Here is a 19,716-nt window from a genome sequence, read left to right on the forward strand (position 1 = left end):
CTGCACAACCTTCTCGGAGACGGAACGGTAAACGGACGGTAGGCAGTCCGGAAGGATAGTGACCGAAACGCACTCCTTCCGTTCACGATTTTGGCATTCGTCGATATCTTAACGTGACCACACCGTCATTCATACGGATGGCGCGGATTCCTAGCTCGTCGGCTAGACATCCCAGGAAGAGATGGGCGTTCGCTTCAGCAAATGGACATGACGTCACTGCCAGTAGGCTTCCCTCAGTCTGGATTGAAAGATGATCTTGGAGCTATTTGGGCCGTCCGGTGCTGGTAAGACGACGTTAGCTTCCGAGCTGGTGCACGTTTTGCGAGATCAGGGCTACTGTGTTGTTTTGCAGACCGGTGACCGCCGACATCCGGTTAGAAGGGCTGCCTTCAAACTGGTCTCCGGCTTGCATTCAAAGTGGATCGGACAGCGTTCTCTCGGTGCAGAAGTGCTTAAGATTCTTCCACCCAAGAATGAGCTGTGGGCGGCTCGCCTGAACTGGCATCTTGAAGCCCTTCTTCAAGCTTGGCGCGCGGCAATCGCGTCCAATGACAAGATCTCAATTTTTGACCAGGGTATGGTGCAATTCGTATGTTCACTGGTTTTGTTCAGCGGCATAACGGATCGTGAAAGGGTGTCGCGCGCGCTCGAGCTTCTACCCAAACCGGATCTGCTTGTCCGATTGCAGGCGCCAAGGGAAATTCTAGAGGTCCGTCTGAAGGAACGCCGGCGTAACCTCGGTATCATTCAGAAATTCCTCGAAGTCGATCTGCAGAGCAGTCTTGATCATATTGACCACGTTAATCTCATTGGGGAACAACTTGGATCGTTTCCGGTGCCAACAACTTGCGTCGAAAGTTTAGATTCGAACGGACTCACAGCCGCCACAGAAATGATAGCGCGTGGAGTAATCGACAAGTTCGGTGCGGCGCGGGCGAAATTTAAAAGAGTTGAAGCTTAGAGGGATGGGTTTTTGAAGCGTCGACAAGAAGATATCCAATAATATGGAAAATAATATGGAAAATCGAATTATTGAAAAGGAACCGCGCGAGTTGACATGACATGCCCTTTTCTCGCTACCAGACTGCCTTGGCGTTGACGTTAGCTGCTGTCAGCGTGATATCCATAGTTATCCACGGGGCGGTGAGTGGAGAGGACGTCGCATCGACAAAGTTCGTCGCGCCGGTAGCCATGGACCTGCCGGATTACCTGCACGCCGCGAAGGATGCGGCATTTGGCACAACTTTTACCCGGATAACCAAACCCGGAATCCTCGGCGCCGGCATCGCATGCGGGAGCAAATATTGCAGCCACCGCTATTCGAGCGCCCAGGCCTGGAATTCGGATCAGAGCCTTCTTGTCATCAGCAACGGCTGCGGCGGCTTATGCTTCCTGGATGGGCGCACCTACGCCCCGCTTTTTCGCCGTGATCGATCGACCGAATGCGAATGGCATCCTCGCGATCCCGACCTGATGATCTGCGTCGGTGGTCGGAAAATCTCGACCTGGGCGCCACGCACCAATCATGAGGAGGTCCTGTTTGTTTCGACTGACAGTAGCAATCTCCAGTTCGGGCCAAACAAAGGTAATCCAAGCCGTGATGGCAGCCGTATTGCCGTACGCGCGGTTCGCCGGGACGGCAAAGCGGTCGTCTTTGCCTACGATCTCAAACAGCGGCGGAAATTTCCGGAAATCGATCTCGCACAGCTTGTCGGGGCCAACAACTCCTGCTCAATCTCGCCGTTGGGCGTCAACATCTTATGCATTCAGAACCTGAAAGACGACACTGAGCAGACGTTCATCTTTTCTGTCGACGGCGTTCTGCGCCAGAAATGGACTGAGCATCATCGGCCTGGCCATGGCGACATGACCGTCGATGCCGACGGCAGCGAAATCTATGTGGGGATCAGTAAGTCCGATCCAGACATATTCCAGGTGATCAAGCGAAGGCTGTCAGATGGGAAAGTCACCTCGCTCATGAGATATGGTGAAGCACAGCATGCATCGCTCAGGTCGCTAGACAGGCCCGGTTGGGTGTTCCTTACCTATTCGGGCAATCCGGACGAAGTATCGAAATATCCGGCTTGGGCGCCGTATGCGCGGGAAGTCATCGCGTTGCGCATCGACGGCAGCGGAGAGGTCCGGCGCATCGTGCAGACGAAGAACGTTCCATTCGACTACTGGAGTGAGACCCACGCCTCGCCGTCCCCGGACGGTTCACAGGTGATCTGGTCTAGCAATTGGGGAGTACCCGGCGGCCCGGTTTACGATTTCGTCGCCCGTATTGACTGGCCGGAAGGATCAGACACTGGCTCGAGAGCATTAGCCGCGAGCGGTCTTCAATAACGAAACCTTCCGGTCGCCTATGGCGATATCGCCGATCGTGCTTGCTCCATTCACGCTTTTTGACGCCTCACGTGCAACTTCGCCGCCATACGGCTCCGTCCGATGTCGATTCATTCAAACGGACGACGACAGTGGCCAAGCCTGCACCTAGCGTGATTGTGCAGTTTGCAAGGCTTATGACACTGCCGGAATCCTACGAACTACAGCGATGACGTTGGGTGACGGCTTGGATCGCCAAGGCGCTCGCGCCGGAGCTCACTGTTCATGTCACGGCCGAGAAAGGAATAGCAGATGGATACGGATAAGCGGGCCGAAGGGAATGCCTCTTTCAACCCTGAGTTGTTGGAATGGTTGGTATGTCCAATGACCAAGGGCTCACTTGCCTGGGATTCGGATCGCGATGAACTCGTTTCGAAGAGCGCAGGACTTGCCTATCCGGTTCGCGACGGCATTCCAATCCTGCTAGCCTCGGAGGCACGGACGATCACCTCCCGCGTGGTCAAACTTCGCGCATCCAGACGGTGATGGGAACCGCGCTAAAGTAGGCGGCTTTCCGACGACAGCCAGCAATGACAGGAAGTGTGCCGTGGAGCGCGAGCCGGTTGTCTGCGGACCACTGCGCTCGGCACCCGGGCAGTGCCGACCTCTTTGATGTTTGATGCAACGCGCGGCGACCTGAACCGGCTGGATACGGCGGCCCGCTGCCGGGACAGGGTTTGCGTCATTTAAACAGACGAGGACAGTGGCAAGACCTGCCCCTACCGTGACCTTGGGCGAGATGGGTAGCGAAACCAACACCATGAAAGCAAATTCAAGGGCCGGCCACTTCGCGCGATCGGGCTACAGCGAACGGTCAGGAGACGCAGGATGAATCCGCATCTGGTGTGTGTCGGAGGCGAGGATCATGCCCTGCGAATTCCGTTCTTGATGTCGCTGCGAGAGAAGGGATTCCGTGTTACTGCGGTGTCGAGCGGCGGTGACGCCGCATTCCTGCGGCATGGCATTCCGCATCGCAGCTACGGTTTCGACCGATTTACCAGCAGCAGCGGAGAATGGGCCGCCATCAGATCCATTCGAAAGCTGATGGCGGAACTCCGGCCGGACATAATCCAAAGCTTCGACACCAAGCCCAACCTGGTGACGCCACTTGCGGTGCGCGGAAGCGTTCCAGTCGTGCGCACCATCAACGGTCTGGGCTGGACGTTCTCGTCCCTGGAACCGCGCGCCCTTACCCTGCGCCCAATCTTTTGCGGACTGCAATGGCTTTCGTCGTTATGGACGGCGGCTACGGTGTTCCAGAATCGGGACGATCAGGCATTCTTTGAACGCTACCGACTGATCGGACGCGGCAGCGGACGACTGATCCGCAGTTCTGGAATCGACGTCGATGCGTTCGCCCTGGCAAGGCATCTTGCCCCGTCGGCGATGAAAATGCGCGAACAGCTTGGGCTCCAATCCGCCGAGATCGTAATTTTTGTCGGCCGGCTAACGCGCCAGAAAGGCATCCTGACACTCCTCAAGGCAGTCCCTCGCATCCTGTCGGAAAGGCCCAATGCCCGTTTCGTGCTTGTCGGCCCATTGGAATCCGAGGGCCCATTTGCAGTGGACAAGGCTGAGATCGATCGACATGTGCCGCATGTCATCGCCTTGGGTCCACGACGCGACGTTCCTGCCCTTCTTGGCATGGCCGATCTGTTCGCCTTTCCAACACAATACCGAGAAGGGATTCCGCGCGTGCTGCTGGAGGCAGGGCTCGCGGGATTGCCTATCGTCGCCTCGATGATGCCTGGTTGCAATGAGGTGGTCGAGGACGGATGGAACGGCCATCTCGTCCCCCCGCACGATGCGAACGGCCTTGCCTCTCGAATTATAGAGGTCCTGTCCGACCGCCGGAAAGGACGGACCATGGGCGCTCGCTCTGTCGAGCTCGTCCGGACGCAGTTCTCGCTGCCTTGGGTGGTCGAGCAATATTGCGATCTCTACGACAATGTCCTTAGTGCCAGATCCCGGGGCGGCTTCGCTCGACCGGCATCGCCGGTGTTGCTTGAAGAGCCTGCTGCAAACCGCGGATCGGGCGGAGCGCGCCGATGATCCGGGACGCGATCCTGGCCTGCGGCGTTGCCATGTCGTATGCGGCGCAGCTCTCAGTTCCGGGCTTGCCCTTCGGCTATGGCGAATTGTTTCTCGCGCTTTGGATCATGCTGTCGATCGGGCGGGTGCTCGCCGGCGGTCAATTGGTCGTCAGGCCCGCCCTGATCCGCGTTGCGGGCTTCTGGCTGATCATCACGCTCGCTCTGAGTATTGGCACCATCGTCGGCTACCTGACCACGGTACTGTATCTGTCAGTGGTGATGCACGATGTGGTGGCCTACCTGCTGCTGATCTGCGTCACCTGCCTAGCCGCCGCGGAGCCCGACGCGGATCGCCGTCTGCGCAGTACCGCCTGGTGGGTGGTCGCTATTGCGAATGCATGCTTTATTGTTCAGGTGGCACTTGGATGGGGTTGGATCCACCAATCCGGCGTCGATCCCTGGTACTGGGATCGCTTCCGAGGCTGGTCCGAGAACCCCAACCAGCTCGCGCTCTATTGCGCACTCCTTGGTCCGCTCGCCTTGCATCTTGCGACGACTACAGGCAACCCGTGGGCGAGGTTGGCCGGGCTCAGCAGCCTTATCCTGACCATCTATGTCGGAAGGCTGACGAAGAGTGACACGTATCTTTACACAACGGTTCTGGTCGGCCTGATATTTCTTGGGCTGCGGGTTCGGACATGGCTCGCAGCCGGTGACGGCAAGGTCAGCCTGTCCCGGCAAGTTACCCTCCTGCTGATGATTGGCTTCCTTCCGTTGGCCATCTCGATGACGCCTTACATTGTCACGGAGGTGGGCAGCGTCGAACAGTTCGCCTTGAGTCTTACCAAGGACAAGGGCGGCGAAGCGACCACCGAAACCGCTGCACTTCGAATCCATCTCTGGGGAGATGCGTTGGGCAAGGGCCTAACGTCAGGATCCCTGGGCCTTGGTCCTGGCCCGCATCTGGAGCGCCCGCCCATTTCCTACAGCCAATTTCTGCCCCGGCCTTTCGAGGCTCACAACACGATTCTCGATCTGTACACTCAAGGTGGTTTGGTTGCGGTCCTGGCGCTGGCCTGGATTGTCGGGGCGGCGGCTTTATGCGCATGGCGTGCGAAGCTCGATGCCCTGTTCGTGCTGGTGGTGTCGATCGTCATCTTCGGAATGCCACATCTGATCATCCGCCATCCAATCGTGTGGTTTGCGCTTACCATTTGCCTTGTTGCCGGAACGCCGCGAACGATTTCGGCAACCTCTAGCGACCTGAGGTGATGGCATGTGTGGGATTACCGGAATTCTCCTTGCACCCGATGCCGCCAACATCAAGCCACTCAGGGCAATTGGCCAGATGACGACGGCCCTTCGTCACCGTGGGCCTGATGGCGAAGGCTTCTGGATCAATCGCGAAGCCGGCATTGCCTTCGGCCACAGGCGTTTGGCAATAGTCGATCTATCCGAAGCAGGACGCCAGCCGATGCATTCGGCAAGTGGCCGATATGTCATTACCTTCAACGGCGAGATCTACAATTTCCGCGAGCTGCGCCGTGAGCTTGAAGACGCTGGCCATCGGTTCCGTGGCGCCAGCGATACCGAAGTGATGCTGTGCGCAATCGAGAGTTGGGGTCTCGACACCGCACTCACGCGCCTCGCTGGCATGTTCGCATTTGGATTGTGGGATCTAAAGACCAGGACCCTCCATCTCGCCCGCGACCGAATTGGCAAGAAGCCGCTCTATGTTGCTGCAACGCGCGATGCGCTCGTTTTTGCCTCCGAGTTGAAAGCAATCCATCGTTTTCCAGGTTTCTGTCAGGAGCTCGATCTCGACGCGGCCGCGACAATGCTTTCGAAAGGATGGGTACCGGGTAACTGTTGCATCTGGCGAGGCGTGTTCAAGCTACCTCCGGGCTCGGTCCTGTCTGTGACGGCGGCGGATTTTGCCGAGGCGCGCAGCGCCGCATCCCTTTCGCAGCGCGCCCGACACTGGTGGTCGCTGCCTGAAGTCGCCGCGAACGGTCGACAGAATCCAATCGCCGGTACCGACGAAGAACTGACCGATAGACTCGACGACCTGCTTCGACTTGCCGTCCGGGAACGCATGATAGCCGATGTGCCGCTGGGCGCCTTTCTGTCTGGTGGCCTCGACAGCTCCACGGTTGTGGCGCTGATGCAGGCCCAATCGACAAAACCGGTGCGCACATTCACGATCGCTTTCGGAGAAGGCGGGTTTGATGAGGCTCCCTACGCGGCGGAGGTCGCGCGGCACTTGGGCACCGATCATACTGAACTCCACCTTTCCGCAGCCGCTGCGCGTGAAGTCATTCCGGAACTGCCGCGGATCTGGGATGAGCCGTTCGCCGATGAATCGCAGATACCGACTTTGCTCGTGGCGCGGCTCGCTCGCCAGCACGTTACGGTGGCCCTATCAGGCGACGGTGGCGATGAATGCTTCGCCGGTTACGCCCGTCATTTCATGGCTGCGCGGTTGAAACGACAGCATGCGCTGCCGTCGCCGCTGCGTCACGCACTTGCTGCAGGGGTCGGATTGCTGGCCCGCGCAGCGCGTCACGATTTCGTCGGCAAGCTGCCGCTTTCGGCGAGTGGACGGCACGCGCTGCGCAGCGACCGGCTGCATCGCCTCGCTCGGCTGCTCGCTGCGCCAGATGAGGACGAATTGCATCGACAGCTGACCGGAGCATCGACCGGGAGCCTCGCACTCCACACGCCGCCCACATCAATTCAAGGGTCCCCCCGGCTTGATGGCCTGCTGTCCCGCCTCTTGTACGACGACATGGCCGGTTACCTGCCCGACGATATATTGGTGAAGTTGGACCGCGCCAGCATGGCCAATAGCCTCGAAGGCCGGTGCCCGCTTCTCGACCATCGGGTTGTCGAATTCGCCTGGCGGCTGCCGGCACATGCGAAGGTCCGCAATGGCAAAGGCAAGTGGCTTCTTCGTCAGCTGCTTAGCCGCTATGTTCCGCAACGGCTGATCGACCGGCCGAAGCAGGGTTTCGATGTTCCCATAGCACTCTGGCTGAGCGGCCCGTTGCGCATCTGGGCCAGCGATCTAGTCGCCGATATACGCCTCTCCGGAGATGAAATCTTCGATATTGCGAAGGTCGAAACCTGCTGGCGCGACCATCTTGACGGAAGACAGGATCATTCTCGCGATTTGTGGCCCGCGTTGATGTTCCAGGCCTGGCGCAACGAGGCCGGGCTGTCCGCGGGGCCGGCAACGGGCATGTCCACAGCGCTCGAACTGACAGGAGTATGAGATGGAAGGTTCCATAGTCAGCCGAATTCACCTTCCGCGCGCCACTGAAATGCACGTGCCGACGCGCGAGATCAATCCGCGCATGAGGCCGTTCCTGCACGAACAGCTCGACGCGCAGACGCCCTTCCATCAGCTCCTCATTACCATCGCGAGGAGAAAATGGTTTCTGCTTGCAATGGTGATTTTGGGCGGAGTGTTGGCTGGGCTTGCGGGTTTTGTGCGTCCTGTCCTGTTCGAGGCGACCGCCCAGGTGATTGTCGATGCTCCTGGCAGGAACGCGGCTCCCGGAGGTGCGGATTCTGCTCAGGAGATGCTGGATGCGAGCATTGATGACCATTTAACCATGCTCTCTTCGCAGGGGCATCTGCGTCGCGTGGTGGCAGCCCTACGCGAGACAAAGATCGGCAACATTGCTGAGCAAGGTGATGTCGGAAATTCCCGCGCCGCCCCGGTAGGCGGCAACCTGCAGAACATACGCACCTTCGCAGCTGGTCTGCTAGAAAGGATTTGGCCGCAGGGCGGGCCGGAGGCGGCCGATGCAGCCGAACTCAAGGCATTGCGGAAGGGCATGAGGGTTGGACAGGAACTGAGATCAAGGGTGATCACCGTCGGCTTCGCCGACGACGATCCGGCGCGAGCCGCCCTGGTGGCCAATACGTTCGTTCAAGTATACATCGACGATCTCGCACAGAAACGCAGGGCGTCAGACAGGCTGGAACTCGCCTCGATCGCCGCCAGCCTGCCGGTCGTACAAAGCGACCTGGCGAAAGCGACCGACCGCCTGGAAAAGTATCGACTGAGCCACGGCGCGGTCGATCAAGGTGCGGCGGATAACGCTGCCAAGGAGACAGCCGAACTTAGTCGGCAGATATCCTTGTCGAAAGCGGATCTCTCAGCGACGGAATCTCGCCTTCAGCACATCAAGGCTTTGCGAGAGGAAGGAGCATCGGTCGCGGCGCTCGCCGAAGCGATCGGGTCTCCGGTATTGGCCGACATGGCGGCCCGCCAAGCCAACGACAATGCGGATGCGGGCCTTAGCACTGCGATCAACGGCGAGATCGAACAAGGCACTGCTCGCATTGCGGCGGAGGGGGACATCTACCGTGCCCAGATCGCTGCTCTGGAGGGCCGTAAGAATGTACTCGATGCGGTGGTGGCCGACACAGCCGGCCGGCTTTCCGGCTTGCGTGCGCTCGAGCCGCAGGTCAGCATCCTGACGCAGCGATACAACCAGCTTCTCACCCAACAACAGGATCTGGTGCAGCGCATCGCAACTCCCTTGCCCGGGGTCTCGATCCTTTCAGTGGCATGGCCGCCAACGAGTCCAAAAACCCTGCCGCCCATCTTTCTTATTCCGCCCGGCATGATCGTGTTTGGCCTCATTGGCGGGGTCTTCGTCTTGGTCCGCAGCCGTCTCAATCAGACCTTGCGCGGCGGGGCCGAAGCTGAAGCCGCGCTCCGGGTTCCGTGCCTGGGGCTGATACCGGAAGCGCCCACAATACACGCGAAACGACTACAGCAGCTGGTTCTCGGCCAGCAAAACTGCAGCTACAGCCGAGCCGTCACTTCTCTCCTTGTCACTGTGGCTCTCAACAAAGCGAGAGGCCGTGCGTCGCACGTCATCCTCGTCACGTCCAGCGTCCGGCATGATGGCAAGACCGAGCTCGCATGGAGCCTCGCCTTGGCAGCCACCCGACTTGGGGGACGAGTGCTTTTTCTCGATCTTGATGGCACCGGCGCCCGCCTCACGAACGAGTTTCTGAATGAATTCGGTGCGTTCAGGCCGCATAAATCCTTTGGAGACTATATGAGCGACCGTTGTCCCCTGCACGACGTGGTCACGGGAATGCCTGAAATTGGAATCGACTTCATGGCACTCGCACCATCAGAGGATCTGCTGCCGCAACTGTCCACGATCGACGGGTCCCTGGTCACAGATGAGCTGCGCTCGATGTACAGCATCGTCATCATAAATGGACCGCTGGGACTTGGAGGACCTGAGGCCAGGCTACTGACGGGCTGGGCTGACGCGGTTCTTTTCGCTGTTCACTGGGCCAGGACGCGTCGCAGCATCGCGCGTGGTGTTCTGCAGTTGCTGACGGAGGACGAGACGGCTCAGGTCCCGGTAGGTAGCGTTCTCACGCAGGTCAATCTTAGGAAACACGCCGGCTATCGGTTTGGGGATAGCGCGGATCTCTTGCTCGAGAGAACATCATGAGTGTCACATGCGGGGTTCCGCGTAACGACCGCCACCGCATTCGGCCTGTCGAGCGGAAGATAGTATCGACGATCTCGCAGTCCGGGGCAGGGTCCGCGGCCAAAGGCGATCAAGGCGATGAAATGCGCGATGCCGGCGCAAAAGACATCGACGATTTCAGCGATCCGAAGCTCGCCCGCTTCCCTACGGCCTCCGTTGCTCCAACGAATATGGTTTTGCCGCACAAGGAGGACACGGGCCGGGGTCTCGGCTATGCCAGCATCTTCGCTCTTTTGGTCTATATCGGGGGTGCGGGCTTGACCAGCTTGGCGCAGTTATTGATTGCGCGCATCGTTGGCTCCACCAGCTATGGCATCTACTCCTATGTTCTGGCCTGGACCTCGGTGCTTGCCTATCTTGCAACGCTTGGTTTCCATGTATCCTTGTTGCGTTTCGTCTCCGCCTACACTGCCAAAGGGCGGCTTGACCTGGTGCACGGCGTAATCAGGTTTGCTCTGCAGAGGTCGCTGGCGGCGGCGACACTATTCGGCATCGTTGGCGCCGCCTTGATCTTTTTCTTTTCAGATCCTTCTCACAAGGAGCTTCAAATCAGCCAGCTGCTAGGCATGGCAGCAGTGCCTTTGGTCACCGCCTACGCTTTGGGCGCAACACTTGTTCGTGCTTTCGGCGGCGGTGTCTCGGCCCTCCTGCCGGAACGCATAGTGCGCGACGGCCTCTTGTTGACTTTGCTGGGAATGGCAGTCTTATCCGGATCATGGACCCCCAACGCACCCTTGGTGATGCAGGCGGTGCTGGCAAGTTCGGCCATCACGGTCGGCCTAGTGTTCGTCATGGCGACAAAATTTCAGCCGCCTGGCTTGCGGCAGGTTCAGCCAGGCGACGAGTCGCGGGAATGGTGGTCCGCGGTTCCGCCAATGATGCTCATGGCTGGGCTCGATGTTTTCATCAGCCGGGCCGGAGTCATGGTGCTGGGCTGGACGCATCACATTCGCGAAGCAGGCATTTTCGCATTGGGATTGAACGTCGCCTTGCTTGTGAGCCTTTCCCTGGTTGCCGTCTCTACGATGTTTGCGCCGACAGCGGCTGCCCTTCATGCCCGAGGCGATCGGCTGGCTCTGCAGCAGCTGTTTTCACGGGCCGCCCTACTTTCCTCTGGTGGGGCCCTAACGATGGCCATCCCGATGCTTGCGATTATTGAACCTCTGTTGAGCTGGTTCGGCGGGGATTTCAGTACCGCGGCACCCGTCGCGCGGATACTCATTCTCGGATATGTCTTTGTCGCGCTGTGCGGACCCCAGATGCTCCTCTTGATGATGACCGGAAACGAATGGGCAGCAGCGGCAACCATGATCGTCGGCGCTGCGGCGAGTGTCATAGGCTGTGCCACAGGAATTGCGCTCTACGGCGCGCCGGGCGCCGCAGTGGGCCTCGCGCTTGCGTTGGCGATTTGGAATGTGGCGATGTCGATCTACATCAGCAAACGGCTGAAAATTATCCCTGGGCTGATCTTTGCGCTAACATCGTTCAGAACGCACGCAGTCGAGGGCCAGCGGCGACATTGGTTCCTGCGCTGATTTGAGACCGTCGCGCCCCGATACGCGACGGCATCAGCGTTCAGGGATTTCGAGTCCAGGGTTGTGTCGGATAGAGGCTGGCGAGTGCGGCTTTGTGGCCGACGCGTTACGCGCCGAGTGGCAGATCATCGCCCGACAGGGCCCGCGGCCTCCACGGTGGCCTCATTCACCAACGTCTGTTGCCGTATGCTGGCCGCGGCATCCGTTCCATGAAAGTCCCGGTACCATTCGACAAAGCGTCGCACTCCTTCCTCTAGCGGTGTTGCCGGGGCGAAGCCGACGGCCTGGCGAAGATCGCTGACGTCGGCGCGCGTCTCCAGAACGTCGCCGGGCGGCAACGGCACATCCACGCGAACTGCCCGGCTGCCAAGAGCGGTCTCGATGATCGAAATCAGCCGGTTGATCTCCTCGGGCCGGTCGTTGCCGATATTGTAGACGCGATACGGCGCGGAACTTGTGGCAGGGTCGGCGGTGCAAGGGTCCCAATTCGGATCTGCCTGCGGCGGTGTAGCAAGTGCTCGAACCACGCCCTCAGCGATATCGTCGATATAGGTGAAATCTCGCCACACGCGGCCGGCATTGGCTACTTCAATTGGTTTGCTCTCGACGATCGCGCGCGTGAACAAGTAGACGGCCATGTCGGGCCTGCCCCAAGGGCCATAAACGGTGAAGAAGCGCAGTCCGGTCACGGGCAGGCCGAACAAATGGCTGTACGAATGCGCCATGAATTCATTCGAACGCTTGGTGGCGGCGTAGAAGCTGACGGGATGATCGGCGCCGTGGTTTTCGGAAAACGGTATGGTTCGATTCAAACCGTAGACGGAGCTCGAAGAGGCGTAGACGAGATGGCTGATGCCATGATGCCGGCAGCCCTCAAGGACGTTGAGAAACGCCACTATGTTCGATTGCACATAGGCGTGCGGGTCGACAAGTGAATGACGCACGCCGGCCTGAGCCGCCAGATGGACAAGGTGTGAGGGGCGAACGTTTGAAAACAGCAACTGAACGCGCGCGGCATCCGCCAGATCCATTCGTACCGGCGTGAACTTCGCCTCGCTGCAGAGGCGTGCAAACCGCGCTTCCTTGAGCCGCAGATCGTAATAGGGCGTGAAATTGTCGACGCCCACGACTTTGACACCAAGACGCAAAAGCCGTGAGGCCACGTGAAAACCAATGAAGCCTGCGGCGCCGGTGACGACGATTGGTCCTGTCCGTGCAAGTTTCTTCACCGCGCGATCCGAACGGGATCGAGCGATTTCCATCTTCTCCGCTGCGACAAGGACAGAATCGCTGCATAGATCGTTGTCCACTTGTCGCCTTTCGAATCCGTTCGACAGTACCGAATGGCCGGTCCGGGATTGCGGCTTTCGATGTTTACGCTGGCGCATCGAACCTAGTGGAGTGCGCAATGCAGCGCATGACCTGCCAAGTCATGACACGCCAACTTGCATAGTTTGAATCCCGGGCGGATGCCGACGTCCGGCGATTGGATCCAAGTGGCCGGCCTTACGGCAGGACCGAAATACGCCCAAGAAGGGCCACCAGTTCAGCTTGGCGTTTTGTTTCGGTCTTGGCGAACAGCGAGGCAAGCTGGGAACGGATCGTGGTTCGGCTGAGGCGCCAGCTGCGAGCGATCTCCAAAGGAGCGTCGCCCTGAGCCAGGCGCAAGGCGAGGTGCGTTTCTGCGCTCGTCAGGCCAAACATTCTTTGCAACGTGCGAGGATTTGGCCCAGATCTGTTATCCCGATCCAGCAACGCCACAATGCTCGTTCCGTCGGGAGCGATAACGCCGTTCTCGTTCAGAATCACCGGACGGTCGCCTCTGCTGCGGATCACCACCCAGGATAGTGAGCCCGGCAGGAATTGACCCGGAACATTTGCGATCAGCCGCCTTAGGGCGGTCGTAAGCTCGCTCGCCGTGTCGACCGCTTCGCCCTGGCGCTCAAGCGTGGTTTGGGCGGCTGCGTTCCACTCGACTACCTTTCTCTCGCGATTCAGCACGAGATAGCCACAGCCAATGCGATCAAGCACGCCGGTTATGGATTCCAGACTGCGGCCTTTTTGTTCGCCGAACCTTGCGTCCAATAGATCCGATGCGCGATCGGCAAGGTGACCAGAAGAGGGCCGCGTATTCCGCGCTTCAAAATCATACCTGGTCCTCGTAGCAATGTACCGATTGCTCGAAGAAGCATTGACCTGTCTATCGATCAGATTCATTTTCTACCCCTAACCCAAAGTTTCACACGCCCGAAATAAGTATTCGGGATTCATGTAGTCTTCTATGTGTCGCTGGATTCTAGTCTTCTATGCGCTGACGGATAATACGTTCATCACCACCTTGAAAACTTAATATGATCCGACAGTTCTAAGGCAGCTCTTAGGCCCCGCTGCGTCCGATAAAATGCGCGCTATGATAGCGGTATGGCAATCCGGCAGTGGTACTAAGCTGTACGTTTTTTGCTCTAGTCTCGACGGGCTAATCAGAAGGTTGTAGTCTGTGTCCATGAGATCGCAGTCGCGCAGGTCGAATTCGAACCCGTCGGGCAGATTGCTAACTCATATTGCCTCCGCATCGGTGTTAGCTGCCACACTGATATTTGAAATAAAATCGTCAGCCTATATTGGGCAAGGCGCCAGTTTTCTGGAATTTATTCCGGCTATTATTATTATCGCCTATCTCGAAGACCGCATGGCGGCGCTCGCTGCGACCATTCTGATGGTGACTGTCGGCCTGTGGGCGCGAGGACACGATCACATTTCAAATGGAGATTGGGCACGCGCAATCCTGCTTCTGGTTTCGGGCGGGGTAATTGCCATGACGTTCCATCGCCTTCGGCAGGACTTGCGTGAGTTGCTGGAAGTCGCGGAGGCCAGGCTAGCTGCTGTCGAAGCGACAGAAAGCCGCTATCGTTGGGCCTTCGAACGTGCTGCCCTGGGATTCGCGAACACCAACGACAAAGGTGAGTTGCTGCAGTCCAACAAACGCCTTTGCGAGATGACCGGGTACAAGGAGGAGGAGCTTGCCCAATTGCGGCTCGATACGCTCGCCCATCCGAACGACCGGCATACCTTGGCGCAATTGTTGGCGAGGCTGGGCAATGACATCTCTTCGTTCGTTTCCGAGGTCCGTCTGTTAAGAAAGGACGGTATGGCATTCTGGGCTCGGCTAACGCTTTCTTCGTCCGTGCCCAAGGGGGGACTCTCGGAGAGCATCTTCGTGGTGGTCGACGATATTTCGGAACGACGCGCTGTTCACGAAGCGCTTCGGGCTCAGAAGGAATGGCTGGACCTCGCTCTGTCTGCTGGACGCTTGGGCACGTGGCGCATCGACCTTAAAGACGGGACAGTCACGGGGTCGGACACGTTCTGGGACATTCTCGGCCTGGCCCAGGCCAATAGCCGCAGTTTGGAGGAACTGTCAGCTGTCGTCCATCCGGCGGACTGGCCAAAGCTGGCGGCATCGAGAAAGGCCGCACCATCGGTCACGAATTACGATGTTGAGATACGTGTCCGCCGACCGGACGGACATATCCGCTGGGTTGCGCTGCGCGGAAGGGAGGAAAGACATGATGATGGTGGACAGCGGCTTGGAGTGGCTGCCGACCTGAGCGAGAGACGACAAACCACGCTGCTGCGCGCCGCGGCAAAGAAGCGGGAGCGCATGATGCTCGAACAGCGTCATAGATTCGGCAATGTTTTCGCGGTGATCACGGCGCTCGTGAAGATGGTCGATGTTCCCGGAAACAACGTCGCCAAATACAAGGAAATGCTGATCGATCGGATACGGGCGCTCGAGGCAACCCATTTGCTTCTTTCACGCAACGGCAGCGTATCGGGGGCGATAAACGATCTCGTTGCGCAAGAGTTGCACCCTTATATGGGAACACGCGCCATATCGGTCAGCGGTCCGTCCGTGGCGATATCGGGAGGCGCCGCCGAGAGTTTTGCAATGATCGTTCACGAGCTTGCCACCAATTCCATGAAATACGGAGCGCTTGGCGATTCAAAAGGCCGGATCGACGTAAGCTGGACGTTCGCAACTGAAGACACAGGCAGCGATATCGTGTTCGAGTGGGTGGAATCGGGGCGGCGGCGGACCTCGAGTGTAGTCCGTCATGGCTTCGGTTCGATGATAATCGGAGTGGATGGAGCGCCGCTTGTCGGTCACTCTCCCAGGTTGGAAATATCGGACCAAGGGTTGCGGTATTCGCTGCGGCTGTCGCGCAAGGAAATCGGATTTTAGTGGAGTGCTACAATCGGAAGCCGATATCTAAAGGCGGGTGGCGCTGAGCTGCCTTTGAGATGGGCAGTGTTCTTTCAAAGAATGTCGTTGGCCCAAAGCTGCGCCGCGGCTTTGGAATATGCAGTAATATGCATGAGGAGTCATGGGATGCCGTTGCACGTCCAAAAGGACGCGCGGCGCTCTAGCTGGCATGTCTCGAAAGCCAAGTCTTCAGCATAACGGCAGCTTCGGTCCGATTGCGTACCCCCAATTCACGCAGAACCGCAGCTGCGTGGATTTTCGTGGTCGCCTCTGCGATTTCCAGATCGCGCGCAATTTCCTTGTTTGAATAGCCTTCCGCCATCAGCTTGAGGACTTCCTTTTGCCTCGAAGTCAGCCTGCCAAGGTTGACGCCTGCGGTACGCCTCTGTGGGCCTTTATCGTCGGAATGGGTATGCGCGTGGGTTGTTTGCGTCGCTGCCGGGCGCGACAGAAGTGCAGGGACATAGATGCGGCCGGAGAGGATTTCATTGACGGCCAAAACAACCTCTTCGTCCGTCTGCGATTTTACGATGTAGCCGTGAAGCCCGATCGACAGAGCCGTGAGTATTTCCGAGCGTGAATCGTTTCCGGAAACGATCGCAAATCGCGTGTCCGGATAGGCAGACAGGATCCCGCCGAGCACTTCTTGATTGAACAGGCCTGGCATATTCAGGTCCAGGATCGCGAGATCCACGAACGATTGCTCCGCCAACAAACTGAGCACCGCGTCGAAACAAGACGCTTCAAATATCTCTACACCTGGAATGCCTGCGGTCAGTGCCAATCGCAAGCCGCGACGATACAAGCCGTGATCGTCGGCGATGACGATTCGATACATTGAACTACCCCAACGCGTATCTGAATGGATTGAACGGTGATGGGCCTGAAGTCGTAGCCATTCACTCGTCGATTCATCCAGCCGACGCCGCGGCACCCCCAACACCACAAACGCCGAATTTCTAATATAATCTTAAATAACGGGAAACGCTCCTCTTTTTTTTGCCCTTTGTGAGCGAACCCGCCGAACGTCGTCGAACATACGTTCTGACCTTTTGGAAAGCTGACAGACCGGCTGGTCGTTCAGCACTGCCATAGATCCAAAGATATAGAACAGCAAAACGGCCGAATTGTTACCATTCGAATGCACGACGACATCCACCCCGACGGCCACATACCATCCAGATGCAATGTCCGGATCAGGGATCGGTGGGGAAATCTCACCGGCTTCTACGGGAAATCTCACCGGTTCTTCGGAGGGGCAAAGAACGTGTTTCCCGGGTGCTGACCAAGGCAGGATAGCCGGCCCGTGACGATAGCGTTCAGGCCGAATGAACAAGGGAGGACCAGGATGAAAGCGGTGATTCAATGTGGAGGAATGGGAACACGCCTCCGCCCCTTCACTTCGGTCTTGCCGAAGCCGCTCATGCCGATCGGCGCACGGCCGGTTCTCGAGATGCTTCTGAAATGGTTGCGACGCAACGGTATTCAGGAAGTCTATATTACAACCGGGTATCTCGGCCACTTGATCCGCACCGTGTGTGGAGATGGCTCGCAGTGGAACCTGAAAATTCGATATACGCAGGAGATGGAGCCGCTTGGCACCATCGGGCCACTGTCTTTGATCAGGGATGAACTGACGGAGCCATTTATCGTTCTCAATGGCGACGTCCTTACGGATCTAAGCCTCAGTCGATTTGTAGCAGCGCACCGTAAGCACACCGATCCGGTGACGATCGCAACAGCCTGTCGTCTGATCAAGATGGATTTCGGCGTCATCGACGAAGTCGACAATACCGTGCAGGTCTTTCGCGAGAAGCCGACCCTCTCGCATCTGGTCAGCATGGGAATTTACTGCATGAATCCGGACGTTCTGCAGTTTATCCCATCCGGCATACCCTTTGGATTCGACGACCTGATGTTGCAGATGATGCAGAACGGCACAACCGTGCACGTGTACAAGCATGAGGGTCTCTGGCTCGATATCGGGCGCGTCGACGACTTCCAGAACGCACAGACCATTTCCTGGGAAGACCAGTCGGCCTCGATCGAGGTCACCGCGACGGCTGCATGATGAAGTCACGAGCTCGGTTCCCACAATTATCAGTCTAGGAGGTTGTGATGCTCTTGGTCAGTGCCCCGATCCTGGGTGTGCCGGAAAAGACTGCTTTGACCAAGGTCATCGACAGCGGCTGGCTGACGATGGGGGAGCAGGTACGAGCCTTCGAACAAGCTTTTGCCGACGTTCATGATGCGGAGGATTGCGTCGCGGTCAGTTCTTGCACCGCAGCGCTTCATCTCATTTTGCACGCACTTGGCATCGGCCCGGGCGACGAGGTGCTGGTGCCATCCTTGACGTTCGTGGCGACCGCAAATGCGGTCCTTTATGTCGGTGCGACGCCGGTTTTCGTCGACATCGAGTCAGCCGACGTGCCGCTGATGTCGATCGTGGAAGCCGAAGCAAAATGCACGGCCCGCACCAAGGCAATCATTCTCGTTCATTTCGCCGGCTACCTCGCCGATCGGGAACAATGGCAGAGGTTCGCCCGTGCCCGGGGGCTGCACATCGTCGAGGACGCGGCGCATGCGCCGGGCTTGAAGGAGGTGGGGACATTTGGTGCCGCGGCCGCCTTCAGCTTCTACGGCAACAAGAACATGACCACGGCGGAAGGCGGGGCTGTGATCGCCAGGGATGCCGGTCTGCTCGAGACAATCCGCCAGGCGCGTGGACATGGCATGACCACCGGGACACGTCAAAGGCTGAACAGCCGCACCCCTCAGTATGATGTCACCATGCTCGGATTCAACTATCGCATGGACGAATTGCGGGCTGCGATAGGACTGGTCCAGCTGCAAAATCTGCAGGAGTGGAATGAGATCAGGCGTATCCTGGTCATGCTGTATCGCCGTCTCATAGCCAAGCATTGTCCGGCCGTGACCATCCCGTTCCACGAGCCGCGGACGTCGGCCTACCACATCATGCCTATCCTTTTGCCACGTTACGCCGACAGGCAAGACGTCATCGACGCACTGCGCGGGCAAGGGATACAAACCACTATCCACTACCCGCCGGTGCACCAGATGACGCTCTATCGTGAGCTTATCCCCGGTACTCACTTACCGCGCACTGAAGATTTCGCGCAGCGCGAACTGACTGTACCGCTGCATCCGCAGATCACCGCGCCATTGGTCGAATCGGTAGTCGTCGCTCTTGCCGCGGCGGTCAATAATTGCGCTCAGACAGGAACAGCCGCATGAATGCCCTGGACCTAGCCATTCACCGGTCTAACGTCTCGAGCGCCGCCCATGGGTCTGCGAGGCGAGCAATCGATCTCGTCATTGCTGCAGCCGCGGCGATCGTCTTCGCCCCGCTGATGCTGCTGATTGCCGTGGCGCTGCTGCTGGAAGGCGGTCGGCCCATCTTCTTTACGCAGACCCGCGTCGGGGCCGGTGCTCGCCCATTCCGCATGTACAAGTTCCGCAAGTTCAGCGTAAAATGCGATCCCGGTGGCTTGGCGCTGACCATGGCCGATGACAGCCGCATGACGCCGGTAGGACGGTTCCTCGCCGTCACCAAGTTCGACGAGCTGCCGCAGCTTTGGAACGTCTTCAGGGGCGAGATGGCAATCGTCGGGCCGCGCCCGGAGAGCCTGGCCTTCGCCGATTGTTTTCGCGGGGGCTTCGAAGACGTTTTACAATACAAGCCAGGCTTGCTGGGTCCAGCCCAGGTTCTCTTCCGGCATGAAGCGCGTTTCTATCCGCGATCTGTGGACCCGCTACTGTTCTATCGTCAGGTTCTGTTTCCTGCCAAAGCCAGGCTCGACCTTTCCTATTATCCGCAGCGCACGATCGGCTCCGATGTCGTCTGGATGGTGCGCGGCCTGCTGGCGGTGCTTGGCGTCGTTTCGCCGCCGCCGATCGGAACTTGAGAGCAGGTGGGACGTCCGCGCTCTCGTGGATTGCAAAGTCAG

15 protein-coding genes are annotated in these 19,716 nt (G+C 58.5%); 12 read left to right on the top strand and 3 right to left on the bottom strand.

What is annotated here, in order from left to right; translation table 11 throughout:
* Positions 1-250: 250 nt before the first annotated feature.
* The 8 genes from NMG46_RS20380 to NMG46_RS20415 all read left to right on the top strand — a co-directional run bounded on the left by NMG46_RS20380 (position 251) and on the right by NMG46_RS20415 (position 11,484).
* Positions 251-961, top strand: coding sequence for an AAA family ATPase (locus NMG46_RS20380; protein ID WP_254819371.1), 711 nt, complete (start codon positions 251-253; stop codon positions 959-961).
* Positions 962-1,062: 101 nt separating this feature from the next.
* Entirely contained in the window at positions 1,063-2,346 is a 1,284-nt protein-coding gene (locus NMG46_RS20385; protein ID WP_254819372.1) for a hypothetical protein, read from the top strand.
* A gap of 291 nt (positions 2,347-2,637) precedes the next feature.
* Positions 2,638-2,871, top strand: coding sequence for a Trm112 family protein (locus NMG46_RS20390; protein WP_254819373.1), 234 nt, complete (start codon positions 2,638-2,640; stop codon positions 2,869-2,871).
* Between the two features lie 342 nt (positions 2,872-3,213).
* The gene (locus tag NMG46_RS20395) at positions 3,214-4,437 is read left to right on the top strand and encodes a glycosyltransferase family 4 protein (protein ID WP_254819374.1); all 1,224 of its coding nucleotides are present in this window, start codon (positions 3,214-3,216) and stop codon (positions 4,435-4,437) included.
* Positions 4,434-5,690 carry an O-antigen ligase gene (locus NMG46_RS20400; RefSeq protein WP_254819375.1) on the top strand — a complete coding sequence of 419 codons (1,257 nt, stop codon included), beginning with the start codon at positions 4,434-4,436 and terminating at the stop codon, positions 5,688-5,690. The genes NMG46_RS20395 and NMG46_RS20400 overlap by 4 nt, the downstream gene beginning before the upstream one ends.
* A gap of 4 nt (positions 5,691-5,694) precedes the next feature.
* On the top strand, positions 5,695-7,692 hold the full coding sequence (gene asnB, locus NMG46_RS20405) for an asparagine synthase (glutamine-hydrolyzing) (protein ID WP_254819376.1): 1,998 nt from the start codon (positions 5,695-5,697) through the stop codon (positions 7,690-7,692).
* A gap of 1 nt (position 7,693) precedes the next feature.
* Positions 7,694-9,910, top strand: coding sequence for a GumC family protein (locus NMG46_RS20410; RefSeq protein WP_254819377.1), 2,217 nt, complete (start codon positions 7,694-7,696; stop codon positions 9,908-9,910).
* Positions 9,911-10,032: 122 nt separating this feature from the next.
* Positions 10,033-11,484, top strand: coding sequence for a lipopolysaccharide biosynthesis protein (locus tag NMG46_RS20415; RefSeq protein WP_254819378.1), 1,452 nt, complete (start codon positions 10,033-10,035; stop codon positions 11,482-11,484).
* A 125-nt stretch (positions 11,485-11,609) separates the two neighbouring features.
* Here NMG46_RS20415 and NMG46_RS20420 read toward each other — a convergent pair whose 3' ends face one another.
* Both NMG46_RS20420 and NMG46_RS20425 read right to left on the bottom strand, forming a co-directional pair.
* Positions 11,610-12,746 carry an NAD-dependent epimerase gene (locus NMG46_RS20420; RefSeq protein ID WP_254819398.1) on the bottom strand — a complete coding sequence of 379 codons (1,137 nt, stop codon included), beginning with the start codon at positions 12,744-12,746 and terminating at the stop codon, positions 11,610-11,612.
* A 244-nt stretch (positions 12,747-12,990) separates the two neighbouring features.
* The gene (locus NMG46_RS20425; protein WP_254819379.1) at positions 12,991-13,701 is read right to left on the bottom strand and encodes a helix-turn-helix transcriptional regulator; all 711 of its coding nucleotides are present in this window, start codon (positions 13,699-13,701) and stop codon (positions 12,991-12,993) included.
* Positions 13,702-13,987: 286 nt separating this feature from the next.
* Between NMG46_RS20425 and NMG46_RS20430 the strand changes: the two genes are divergently transcribed.
* A complete protein-coding gene (locus NMG46_RS20430) occupies positions 13,988-15,727 on the top strand; it encodes a PAS domain S-box protein (protein WP_254819380.1) in 1,740 nt (579 codons plus the stop codon).
* Between the two features lie 181 nt (positions 15,728-15,908).
* Here NMG46_RS20430 and NMG46_RS20435 read toward each other — a convergent pair whose 3' ends face one another.
* Entirely contained in the window at positions 15,909-16,586 is a 678-nt protein-coding gene (locus tag NMG46_RS20435) for a response regulator transcription factor (protein WP_254819381.1), read from the bottom strand.
* Between the two features lie 510 nt (positions 16,587-17,096).
* On the opposite strand from NMG46_RS20435, the gene NMG46_RS20440 reads away from it, so the two are divergent.
* The 3 genes from NMG46_RS20440 to NMG46_RS20450 are packed head-to-tail and all read left to right on the top strand — an operon-like array spanning position 17,097 to position 19,674.
* On the top strand, positions 17,097-17,819 hold the full coding sequence (locus tag NMG46_RS20440) for a sugar phosphate nucleotidyltransferase (protein WP_023675619.1): 723 nt from the start codon (positions 17,097-17,099) through the stop codon (positions 17,817-17,819).
* 47 nt (positions 17,820-17,866) lie between these two features.
* Positions 17,867-19,003, top strand: a complete 1,137-nt coding sequence (locus tag NMG46_RS20445) for a DegT/DnrJ/EryC1/StrS aminotransferase family protein (protein WP_254819382.1) — start codon at positions 17,867-17,869, stop codon at positions 19,001-19,003.
* A complete protein-coding gene (locus tag NMG46_RS20450; protein WP_254819383.1) occupies positions 19,000-19,674 on the top strand; it encodes a sugar transferase in 675 nt (224 codons plus the stop codon). The genes NMG46_RS20445 and NMG46_RS20450 overlap by 4 nt, the downstream gene beginning before the upstream one ends.
* Positions 19,675-19,716 lie beyond the last annotated feature (42 nt).

It is taken from the genome of Mesorhizobium sp. LMG 17147 (assembly GCF_024297145.1).
Lineage (GTDB): Bacteria > Pseudomonadota > Alphaproteobacteria > Rhizobiales > Rhizobiaceae > Mesorhizobium.